General features: G+C 53.2%; 13 protein-coding genes and 2 pseudogenes. 6 read left to right on the top strand and 9 right to left on the bottom strand.

The features are described from left to right. Window positions 1-380 (bottom strand): annotated as a pseudogene (locus MVD07_RS02060) (phosphoesterase); the annotation flags it as partial. Between the two features lie 78 nt (window positions 381-458). On the opposite strand from MVD07_RS02060, the gene MVD07_RS02055 reads away from it, so the two are divergent. Further along, on the top strand, window positions 459-815 hold the full coding sequence (locus tag MVD07_RS02055; protein ID WP_297497972.1) for a cupin domain-containing protein: 357 nt from the start codon (window positions 459-461) through the stop codon (window positions 813-815). Here the strand turns inward: MVD07_RS02055 and MVD07_RS02050 are convergent. The 4 genes from MVD07_RS02050 to MVD07_RS02035 form a co-directional block, all read right to left on the bottom strand. Then, window positions 812-1,381: a signal peptidase I gene (locus MVD07_RS02050; RefSeq protein WP_297497967.1), complete on the bottom strand. Its 570-nt coding sequence runs from the start codon at window positions 1,379-1,381 to the stop codon at window positions 812-814. The genes MVD07_RS02055 and MVD07_RS02050 overlap by 4 nt on opposite strands. Before the next feature lie 11 nt (window positions 1,382-1,392). Further along, a complete protein-coding gene (locus MVD07_RS02045) occupies window positions 1,393-1,806 on the bottom strand; it encodes a hypothetical protein (protein ID WP_297497965.1) in 414 nt (137 codons plus the stop codon). Window positions 1,807-1,963: 157 nt separating this feature from the next. After that, entirely contained in the window at window positions 1,964-3,238 is a 1,275-nt protein-coding gene (locus tag MVD07_RS02040) for a tRNA (N(6)-L-threonylcarbamoyladenosine(37)-C(2))-methylthiotransferase (RefSeq protein WP_297497962.1), read from the bottom strand. Between the two features lie 77 nt (window positions 3,239-3,315). After that, window positions 3,316-3,534 carry a TRAM domain-containing protein gene (locus MVD07_RS02035; RefSeq protein ID WP_297497970.1) on the bottom strand — a complete coding sequence of 73 codons (219 nt, stop codon included), beginning with the start codon at window positions 3,532-3,534 and terminating at the stop codon, window positions 3,316-3,318. 202 nt (window positions 3,535-3,736) lie between these two features. Between MVD07_RS02035 and gltA the strand changes: the two genes are divergently transcribed. Then, window positions 3,737-5,581: an NADPH-dependent glutamate synthase gene (gltA, locus tag MVD07_RS10920; RefSeq protein ID WP_366078435.1), complete on the top strand. Its 1,845-nt coding sequence runs from the start codon at window positions 3,737-3,739 to the stop codon at window positions 5,579-5,581. On the opposite strand, the gene MVD07_RS02020 is transcribed toward gltA, so the two are convergent. From MVD07_RS02020 to MVD07_RS02005, 4 genes and pseudogenes are all read right to left on the bottom strand, one after another. Further along, window positions 5,578-6,027 carry a hydrogenase maturation protease gene (locus tag MVD07_RS02020; protein ID WP_297497959.1) on the bottom strand — a complete coding sequence of 150 codons (450 nt, stop codon included), beginning with the start codon at window positions 6,025-6,027 and terminating at the stop codon, window positions 5,578-5,580. The two genes, gltA and MVD07_RS02020, sit on opposite strands and share 4 nt — an antisense overlap. Continuing rightward, window positions 6,024-6,461, bottom strand: coding sequence for a type II toxin-antitoxin system VapC family toxin (locus MVD07_RS02015; RefSeq protein ID WP_297497956.1), 438 nt, complete (start codon window positions 6,459-6,461; stop codon window positions 6,024-6,026). Before MVD07_RS02015 ends, MVD07_RS02020 begins: the two co-directional genes overlap by 4 nt. Beyond that, window positions 6,424-6,639, bottom strand: a complete 216-nt coding sequence (locus MVD07_RS02010) for a hypothetical protein (protein WP_297497954.1) — start codon at window positions 6,637-6,639, stop codon at window positions 6,424-6,426. The genes MVD07_RS02015 and MVD07_RS02010 overlap by 38 nt, the downstream gene beginning before the upstream one ends. Before the next feature lie 47 nt (window positions 6,640-6,686). Then, window positions 6,687-6,848 (bottom strand): annotated as a pseudogene (locus MVD07_RS02005) (Ni/Fe hydrogenase subunit alpha); the annotation flags it as partial. Between the two features lie 225 nt (window positions 6,849-7,073). On the opposite strand from MVD07_RS02005, the gene MVD07_RS02000 reads away from it, so the two are divergent. The 4 genes from MVD07_RS02000 to MVD07_RS01985 all read left to right on the top strand — a co-directional run. Then, entirely contained in the window at window positions 7,074-7,466 is a 393-nt protein-coding gene (locus tag MVD07_RS02000; RefSeq protein WP_297497951.1) for a 4Fe-4S dicluster domain-containing protein, read from the top strand. A 5-nt stretch (window positions 7,467-7,471) separates the two neighbouring features. After that, on the top strand, window positions 7,472-8,533 hold the full coding sequence (locus MVD07_RS01995; RefSeq protein ID WP_297497948.1) for an FAD-dependent oxidoreductase: 1,062 nt from the start codon (window positions 7,472-7,474) through the stop codon (window positions 8,531-8,533). After that, window positions 8,530-9,033, top strand: coding sequence for a 4Fe-4S dicluster domain-containing protein (locus MVD07_RS01990; protein ID WP_297497945.1), 504 nt, complete (start codon window positions 8,530-8,532; stop codon window positions 9,031-9,033). The genes MVD07_RS01995 and MVD07_RS01990 overlap by 4 nt, the downstream gene beginning before the upstream one ends. Before the next feature lie 131 nt (window positions 9,034-9,164). Then, window positions 9,165-10,364: nickel-dependent hydrogenase large subunit (locus tag MVD07_RS01985; RefSeq protein WP_297497942.1), on the top strand; the 1,200-nt coding region annotated here is incomplete at its 3' end.

Here is a 10,364-nt window from a genome sequence, read left to right as displayed (position 1 = left end):
TAGCCGAATGGTTCAATATCCCTCACCTGAACTCTCTTCCCAAAGAGGAGCTTCATTCTCCTGACCTCTGCCGGTGAGAGGACGGCTATACCCGTTCCGTGGTACTTGGAAGCAGGAAGAACCTTCGTATCGGGGAAGTAGTACCTCACAAGGTCTTCGTAGCCCTCGCTGGTGTAGAAGGTCATGTTGAACATCTTGCTCCAGCTCCCTATGACCGCACCAGCAGGGTATTTGCCGAAGTTTATCCCGGAGACCTTTTCCTGGGGTGCCGAAGTTGAGGAGGTTCCCGTTGTTCCGGTGCCGGCTGGTGATGAGATACAGCCAGCCGAAAAGACCACAAGCAGGATAATAAACAGTGCAAACCTCTTCAAGTTAACCACCTGAGTTAGTTGTCCCAGCATTTTAAAAGCTTGGTGCAACGTTTAAATAGAACCGGGAGAACTCAAGTGGGGATGCCTATGTTCGTCGGCCACTACAAGGATGTTCCGGAAAAGGATACCGGGTTTGAGGGAGTGACCATCCGTTGGCTCGTTTCTCCAAGGCTCGGAGCCAAGAACTTCGCAATGCGCTACTTCGTAATGGAGAAGGGCTCCGAGATACCGATACACCAGCACGACTGGGAGCACGAGATATTCATCGTCAAGGGTGAGGGGATAATAACCAATGGGAAGGAGGAGCACCACGTGAAGGCCGGAAACTTCCTCTATATACCTCCCAACGAGCCCCATGGCTACAAAGCGACGGGAGAGATCCTTGAGTTCATCTGCATGATCCCGGCAAAGAAGGAAGCAATCCCTGAGGGCGAGTGGGCTTAAAGCTTATGGTGGTAAAACTTCACCTTTTTCCTCCTTATGACTGGGAGGTGAGCCTTTCTCGACTTGGGGAAGGGTGGTTTTTCTTTCAAAAGCTCAAGCGCCAGGTCGTAAGCGAGGGAGGCTATAACGAAGAGGAGGAGAGCTAAAACTATCATGGGCGTGTAGTACCACAGAATGCCAACTGTGTGAATGACGAGGACGACCTTGCCGAGAACCTGGCCCGGGTAGACGCTCCAGGGGTCAGGATATCTTCTGTTGTCGCCCTTGGTTATGAAGTAGTACCTCCCGGAGGGATCGGTCCTTATCTCCACTATCCTGTGGGTTATCCTGTAGGTGTTGCCACCTATGTGAATCTCGTAGAGTATAACATCGCCAACGTGGAGCTCTGAAGGGTCAACGGGTCTCGTGATAACGAGGTCGCCCGGGTTTATGGAGGGCTTCATTGAATCGGTGAGGATGACAACATACTGAAAGCCGAAGACGAAGTGGAGAACAACAACGCCAACTACGAGGAGGAGAAGGAAGTAACTCAAAAGTGAGAAAAAATCAAAGTGCCTGAGCCCCATTCACAGCCTCCTCACTGCTGCGGTCCAACTAGAACGACCGCAACTTGATCCATGTTGCCAATTTCGACGCTACTGCTAAAGTCTATCTCAATGGAGCTACCCGCGCTGAGGTCAGAGCTCAGATTCTGGCTACCCTGGGCGATTACATTTCCGTTTGAGTCGTAAACCTTGACGTATATTGTTGTTCCGGAGTTAAGGTTCTTGTCAAAGGACACCTTTACCCCCTTCACGTAGTCCGGGTTGCTGTCAAGAACCCAGTTGACGTTTGCGTTGGCGACTCCGCCGGGAACTGTAATCTGCTGGGGCCCCCCCTCGCCTATGTTCTGGATGTGGAGGTTAAACGTTGGAACCGCCAGCGCTGCACCGACTATCGCCAGCACCAGCGCGAGCGCCAGCGGGACGACGCTCCTTTTAACTGCCACCATTCTATAACCCCCTAATCAGCATCTGCTTGGAGAATAAGCAGTGCGGAGGTTTAAATAGTTTTCTTATAGGATTCTGAAGGCACTGTTTTTGATATTGGAAGATCTCCATAACTCTTTGAGAATTTCACAAGGTCTCGGCCCATATCCTAGAAGATCCCTAAAGGAGATGGCCGTTGAGATACGTCGAGCCGGCCCGCTCAACGACGGCCTCCCTAAACTGACCAGCAACTCCGGAGTCGAGTATTATCTCCTTGTAGTTAAAAGTCCTCCCCTCGATTCCACCCTTCTTCCCGGGGCCGTGGATGAGAACCTCAACCCTTTTGCCTACGTAGGCTTGGTTTATCTCGTAAGCTATGGCAAGGCGGAGCCTGTGAAGTTTTCTTGAGCGCTCCTTAACGAGCCAGCCCGGCAACTGCTTCCATCGGGAGGCTATCGTGCCCGGCCTTCTGCTGTAGCGGGAGACGTTTATCTTGTCGGGCCTTATCCTCCTAACGAGCTCCACCGTGCTCTGGAAGGCTTCCTCGGTCTCGCCGGGAAAGCCGACTATAACGTCGGTGTTGAGGTTGAGCCCGGGAACCTTCCTCCTGAACTCCCTAACGATTTCCTCGAACTCCTCAACCGTGTAGTTCCGGCCCATCCTTCTCAGGATTTCGTTGTCCCCGCTCTGTACTGGAAGGTGAAGGAACTTGTAGACCTTTTCGCTCTGATAAGCCTCAATCAGCTCGTCCAGTATCTTTATTGTGTGGTTCGGGTTCATCATACCGACCCTTATGCGGAAGTCACCTTCTATGGCCGTTATCTCATCGAGGAGTTTAGCTAAGTTAGTTCCAATGTCGAAGCCGTAGCAACCGGTGTCCTCGCTTGAGAGCTGTATCTCCTTGTAGCCCTTCGCCAGGGCTTCTTTCACCCATCTAAGAACTAATTCAGGTTTATAGCTTTTGAGAACACCGCGAGCGAAGCGCGTCGCGCAGTAGGTGCAGGCGTTGAGACAACCCTCGCCTATCGGAACGACGAAGGCAACCCCCGGTTTCCAGAGGCGGGGGAGTTCGAGCTTATCCGGATTCCTCTCGCGCCAGCCTTCGACGCTCACCAGCTTTCCACCGCGCTCCGCCACGCTTATTGCCTCTGCTATTCTGTCTATGCTCTTAACGCCCAGCATTCCGGAGACGCGGAGATCTATTACCCCAGGATTAACGTGGACGAGACAGCCAGTCGCTATGACCTTCTTTCCGGAATCAAGGAGCTCCCTTATCCTGCGAATCATCTTGTGCTCGGTAGGATCTTTGACGGCGCAGGTGTTTACCACGACGTAGTCCGCTTTTTCCGGGCTCTCGGCCAGCTCATAGCCTGCTCTAAGCAGTATGGCTTCCATAATCTCGCCGTCTGCCTTGTTCCTCGTGCAGCCGTAGCTCTCGACGTAGACCCTGGCCATCGGCACACCATCGAGAAGTACCCTTAAAAACAACACGGTTCAGAAACGTGGAATGAAGAAAGGGAAGGAAAGGGAAGTCACTCAATAACCGAGGCGAATGCGAACTTCCTCTTGACCGAGTTAATAACGATTTCGACCTCGTCGCCGACCTGAGTGTTCGGGACGAAGATGACGAAGCCCTTTATCTTGGCGATGCCGTCACCGCCCTTCCCAAGGCTCTCAATCCTGACTTTATACCTCTCCCCAACCTTAACGGGGGCTTCGCTTTCGTATCCACCAAACCTGTCTCCGTACATATCCAACACCAACTTTCCAACTTTGGGGCCCTCTCGAAAGACTCCGAGAAGAGCCTCACATCCCGTTCTCGGGAGAGTATTTAAAGCTTTGGGTATGCCTCTAACTGGTGCTATTCTAAAACGTTTAGTTCAAAACCATGAGTGGTAAAATACGTTTTATACTGTTAAGAATCAGCATCTCCGGTGATCAGGGGAGTTTAGAATCAGAAGGAAGGAAAGCCTCGCCAGAGGGATAAACCTCTTCGAGGTCGAAGCGCCGAGAATCGCGGAGCACGCAAAACCGGGCCAGTTCGTTGTGATACGGCTCCACGAAAAGGGCGAGAGGATACCCCTCACCATAGCGGACAGAGATCTCGGAGAGGGGACGATAACCCTAGTCGTTCAGGAGGTCGGGAAGACCACACACGAACTCGGGACGTACAGTGGGGGCGATTCGATCTCCGACATCCTGGGCCCGCTGGGAAAGCCCACACGCGTCGAGAAGGTTGGAACCGTCGTTATGGTCGGTGGGGGAGTCGGCGTTGCCGAGATATATCCCGTGGCTAGGGCCATGAAGAAGGCCGGGAACGAGGTGATTTCAATACTCGGATTCAGGAGCAGGGAGTTCGTCTTCTGGGAGGATAAACTGGACTCGGTGAGCGACGAGGTGATCGTGGCCACTAACAACGGAAGCTACGGGATGAAGGGCTTCACAACGGATGCACTTAAGGAGCTAATCGAGAGCGGAAGGAGGATCGACATGGTCCACGCAGTTGGGCCGGTTGTCATGATGAAAGCCGTTGCAGAGCTGACGAGGGGGAAGAGGATAAAGACGCTCGCGAGCCTGAACCCGATAATGGTCGACGGGACGGGCATGTGCGGTGCCTGCCGCGTCACCGTGGATGGGGAGATACGCTTCGCCTGCGTTGACGGCCCAGAGTTCGACGCCCCGCAGGAGGAGCAGTGCGAGATGAGATGTGTAGTCGGAAAAGTGGGAGACCCAGTAAACATAGGCAAGCTCGAAAGGTTTGTGGCGGACTACGCCGGGGAGAGGGGGATAGACGAGGAACTCCTGCGCGAGAAAACGGGAGGGATAAAGAGAAACGGAAAAAGGGTCGCCGTTATCGGGAGCGGGCCCGCTGGACTCACCTGCGCCGCTGAGCTTGCAAAGCTCGGCTACGACGTTACAGTTTTTGAGGCCCTCCACGAGCCGGGTGGAGTTCTCATCTACGGAATTCCGGAGTTCAGACTGCCGAAGGAGGTCGTGAGAAAAGAACTAGAAAAGCTGGAGAAACTCGGGATCAGGGTGGAAACCAACGTCCTCGTGGGGAAGACGATAACCTGCGAGGAGATACTTGAGGGGTACGACGCGGTCTTCATAGGAACCGGCGCCGGAACACCTCGCGTTTACCCATGGCCCGGGGTGAACCTGAACGGCATCTACACGGCGAACGAGTTCCTCACGAGAGTTAACCTCATGAAGGCCTACAGGTTCCCAGAATACGACACGCCCGTGAAGATAGGCAAGAGGGTGGCCGTTATCGGAGGAGGCAACACGGCAATGGACGCGGCCCGTTCCGCTCTGAGGCTGGGTGCGGAAGTATGGATCCTCTACCGCCGGACCAAGGACGAGATGACTGCCAGGGAGGAGGAGATAAAGCACGCGGAAGAGGAAGGGATTAAGTTTGCATTCCTCGTCTCGCCAAAACGCTTCATCGGGGACGAAAACGGGAACCTCAGGGCGATAGAGCTTGAGAAGATGAAACTTGGCGAAGCCGATGAGAGCGGGAGGAGAAGGCCGGTGCCGACAGGGGAAACCTTCACGATGGAGTTTGACAGTGCCATAATAGCCATCGGCCAGAGGCCGAACAAGACCTTCTACCAGAACGCCAGAAACCTCAGGGTTGACGGGAGGGGGAGAATCCTTGTGGACGAGAACCTGATGACGAGCATTCCCGGTGTTTTCGCGGGCGGTGACGCGATAAGAGGAGAGGCAACCGTTATCCTTGCCATGGGCGACGGAAGAAAAGCTGCAAAGGCAATTCACGAGTACCTGGAGGCCCGCTAGCCCTTCACTATTTCTTCAACCAGCTCAACGACCTCTGGAATCGCCCTCTCAACCTCCTCGCTCAGCTCCATGCCGAGATCTATCTCCTTCGCAACGATGCCGATGAAGTGTATCTCGGCCTTCGCCAGCCTCTCATCAAGCGCCATGAGGAGCTTAAGGCCGTCTATTGCCCCCATGAAGTGGGCGCTCCTTATCTCAGCCTTCAGCCTCTCGAAGACTTCTCCCCCCATAAGGTGAACTATCTCCCCCGGTTTGAGCCTGTCGCTCAAAATCGCGTCGATGATAATAACTCTCTCCTCGCCGTTGTAGTGGTTGGCCAAGAGGAAGATATCAGTTCCGACCTCAAGGACGTTGTAGCCTTTCTCGGCGAGAACTCTGCCGGCCTTGAGGCCAGCTCCATCGTCCCTCATCAGCTCGTTTCCGAGGGCGAGGATTAGGGTTCTCAAGCTCTCACCCCGATGAGTGGAACCCCCTCCTTCCCGGCGGGAAGTTTAAAGTCGTCATCCAGAGTCGCCAGGGAAAAGCCGTGCTCCATGCAGGTGGCAAGGATTAATGCATCGTTCGGGAGCATGGCGTACTTCTGGATGAGGTCTCTGGCAATTTCGGTGGTTTCCTTCGTTATTTCCACAAAGGCATAATCGGAGAGAATCTGGAAAACGGTATCGAGCCCCTCGGGCAGTTTTTCGGGTTTTCCTTTGATTGTCCTGGGGGCTTTCCCGAAGTAATGCCCCATCATCACGTAAAAGACTTCACTAAAAACCGCAGGGTTGATGAAGAGGACGCTATCCTCGTCTAAAAGCTCCGCCATCAGGTCAACGGCCCTTGGATTGTCCTTTAGGTATTCAACTATGACGGAGGTGTCTACCAACGTGTGCTTCATAGTATTCCTCCTTGAGCTCTTCCCAGGACTTGTCCGTCTTTAGAATCCCCCTAACCTTCTCCAAGTTCTCCTTCAACCTCTCCTTGTTGCGGAGGAACCTAGCTATCTCCTCAACGTGTTTCTTAAATGAATCGACGTATTCATCGGGAACATCAACCTGAATCGTCACTTTCGCCATGACCTCACCATATCTAGTTGGTTTTTTCACTTTAAAAAGTTGAGAGGTTAGAGCCTCGCCACGTGCACCGAACAGGAGATGCACGGGTCGTAAGCCCTAACAACCATCTCTGCTAAAAGCTTCAGCCTCTCGGGGTCGTCGTTGCAGTGCTTCTCCGCCATCACCCTGACGTGCTCCTCCATCATGGCAAGGTTGAAAGCGATAGGTGTAGATACCACGTGCCTAAGCATCAAAGTCACTTAAGCCCCCCATGAAAAGTGTAAATACCCCCTCAGTGCAATTCTTGATACCGCCCACTTAGTTGAACACCTTTGGTTCAGCAAAAGCGGTTCAAAAAACGCTTTTTAACCTCCAAATTAAGATTTAAATGTACAGGGAATGGATTTGGCCAATAAAGGGACATTAAAGCACTAATATATTCATGATTGCCAAGTATGAGGATGAGAGCCATGCTGAGGGTGGAAGCCTGCATCGGATGCGGGCTGTGTGCGGGAGCCTGTCCTAACAACGCGATAACGGTTTCAAACGATGGAGAACGCCTGATAGTATTTGAGCCTGAGAGATGCACCGGGTGCAGGTTTGAGTGTAACGAGGTATGCCCCACAAACGCACTGGAGGGAAAGCCCTCCAAACTCACGCTCACGTTTGAATACGCAAAGTGCAGGGTCTGTGGGAAGAGACTCCCGCTTACGCGGAAGGAGGCAGACTACCTCGCATCAAAGCTCAGGGAGAGCGGGAACGATGAGACTCTCGCATACCTGTGTGAGGACTGCAAGAGGAAGAGGATGTTTGATGTGGCATGGAGTTATGAAGCGTACGTGAGGTGATGGGTATGGGTGGGATGAACTTTGCCTTCCACTGCAGGGAGAAACCCAGGCCAACCGGAAAGAAAGTCGCAGTAATAGGAGCCGGCCCCGCTGGCCTGGCCGCGGCAGGCTGCCTAGTTTGCCAAGGTCATGAGGTTCACGTCTACGACAAGCTCCCGGAACCCGGCGGACTGATGCTCTTCGGGATCCCGGAGTTCAGAATACCCATCTACCGTGTCAGGGAAGGATGCGAAAGGCTTGAGAAGGCCTTTGGAGTGAAGTACTTTCCACGGACAAAGGTCTGCTTTGGCAACCCTAAGGAGAACGGCGATGAGTTCGTCGAGAGGGAGATCGACTTTGAGGAGATTGTAAGGAACTACGACGCTGTTCTGATAGCGACCGGGACATGGAACGCCTACGTGCCGACGATACCCGGCTCGGATCTTGAAGGGGTCTTTCCAGCCTTGGAATACCTCTTCAGAATCAAAAGCGCCAAGCTGGGATACATGGACTGGAGCAAAGTTCCACCCGTTGAAGGGAAGAAGGTCATAGTGATAGGGGCAGGACACACCGCCGTCGACGCAGCACTGGAGAGTGTTAACCTTGGGGCGGAAAAGGTTTACCTCAGCTATCGCAGAACGATCCATGAGGCTCCAGCAGGGGCCTATGAGATAAACCTCCTCCAGCAGAGGGGGGTCAAGTGGCTAGAGAGAACCATGCCGGTAAAGATAATCGGGGAGAACGAAAGGGTGAGGGCAATAGAACTCGTAAAGACTAGGCTGAGCGAACCCGATGAAACGGGAAGGAGAAGACCCGTCCCAATAGAGGGCTCAAACTTCCAGATTGACGTTGACTACGTTGTGTGCGCCGTTGGCCAGATGCCGACGCCTCCCTTTTCAAAGGAAACCGGTATAGCACTTGATAGGAAGGGTCGCATAGTCGTTGACAGCAGACACATGACAAGCAGAGAGGGAGTTTTCGCAGCCGGAGATGTAGTTCTCGGACCGTCAAAAGTTGGAAAGGCAGTAAAAGACGGCCTATACGCCGCTGAGAGCATTCATTACTGGCTTATGGAGGTGAAAGAATGAGGAAGGTTCTTCACGTTGATTACAGCCTCTGTATAGGCTGTGAAACCTGTCAGGGAGTGTGCGAGTTCATACACCACGGAAAGCCAAACATAAGGGTCTACTACACCGTAACGGGCATTCCAATACCCATCACCTGCAGGCACTGTGAGAAGGCCCCCTGTATAGAGGTCTGCCCTGCGGGTGCTATCTTTAGGGATCACGATGGTGCGGTCATTATAAACCCGAACAAGTGTATAGGGTGCATGATGTGCTTGGCGGTATGTCCTTTTGGCGTTCCCACCTTCGATGTAAAGCTCAAGGCCATGACAAAGTGTGACATGTGCGCCGACAGAAGACAGCTGGGAATGCCCCCCGCCTGCAGTGAGATGTGCCCGGCTGAGGCGATATTCTTCGGAAAACCGGAGGAAGTCGAGGAGGAGATAAGGCGCAGAACCGCTGAAAAGATTGCGAGGGAGAGGATCTCCAAGGTGTCACTTGAGGGAGTTGGGAAACTCATCTAACGGGTAAACCCGTCGTTCTAATTTTTTATTTGAGCTTGGGTGTAGATAGGACTGTATTTCCCTCCTTCCCTTTAAACAGGAGTTCTAAACCTTTAGTTCAAAAAACGCTTTTATCGTGTTCCTCCAACCTCATGATGGAGCGTGAAGATGGAGGTGGTAGTTTGGGCGAGGTTACCGTTGATAAAGTATGCAGGATAGCCGGTGAGGCAAAGCTCATCCTGTATGAGGATAACGGGACAGTTCAGGATGCCCTCTTCATTGCCACGGCCCCGGTCAGGGGCTTCGAGAAGATGGTCGTTGGAAAGAACCCCCTCTTCGCGGTTGAGGCGGTCATGAGGATATGCGGTCTCTGCCACGCCTCCCATGGAATAGCAGCGAGCGAGGCGATAGAACACGCCATAGGGGTAACACCCCCAAGGAACGGCAGGCTGATGAGAGAGGCTCTCGGCCTCATAAACCGCATGCAGAGCCATGCCCTCCTCTTCCTGATGGTTGCTGGAGACCTGATACGACCCGAAAAGAGGAACGAGGTTCTCTTTAACCTGATGGACTTCCACGCGAAGGTTAGTGACTACCTCCTGAAACTTGGGGGCGCCGCAACTCACCCACCGAACCTCACCATTGGAGGAATGCTCTCCGTTCCCAAGTGGAGTGTCTTCAACAACCTCAAAGCTAGGTTCAACGATCTGATGAACAGGTGGGAAACGGTCGAGGAGCTTCTAACAGATGAGGACATCCAAACCGAGATTGCCCAAGAGCTGAGGGATACCAAGAGGCCTTTCAAATACCTCTCTAGCGGTTTCTTCTACGGTGACAGGTACAACATCGAGTGGGAGAAAGTAAAGACGATTCCCTACTACGAATTCAGAGGGGAGGAAACGGCCAGGGAATCCACGACGCTCGTAGCTTTCTACGATGGTGACAAAGTTGAGACGGGACCAAGGGCGAGGATGAGCACCTACCGCGAGTTCAAAGGCAACTCACTCTACGACCTCCATCTTGCCAGAGTAGAGGATACAAAACTTGCCTTGGAGAGGCTTGGCGAAATACTCGACGAGATCAAAATGGATGAGCCATTCAGGACAAGGGAGGTAACCTTCGGACCCGGGAGGGGAGTTGGTGTCTACGAGGCTCCGAGGGGAACACTCATCCACTATGTTGAACTTGGAGAGGAAGGCAGAGTCATGAAGTCAAAGATAGTCGTCCCGACGATGTTCAACATCCCGGTTATGGAGGAGATGGCAAAGGGTCTGAGCATTAAAGCCGCTGAGGCCGTCATGCGCCTCTACGACCCGTGCATACCCTGCACAACTCACGTTGTCAGGCTGGGG

It is taken from the genome of Thermococcus sp. (assembly GCF_027008145.1).
In the GTDB taxonomy this organism is placed as follows: Archaea; Methanobacteriota_B; Thermococci; order Thermococcales; family Thermococcaceae; genus Thermococcus.
The sequence above is the reverse complement of the archived record's forward strand: the minus strand, read 5'-3'. Positions and strand labels throughout refer to the sequence as shown.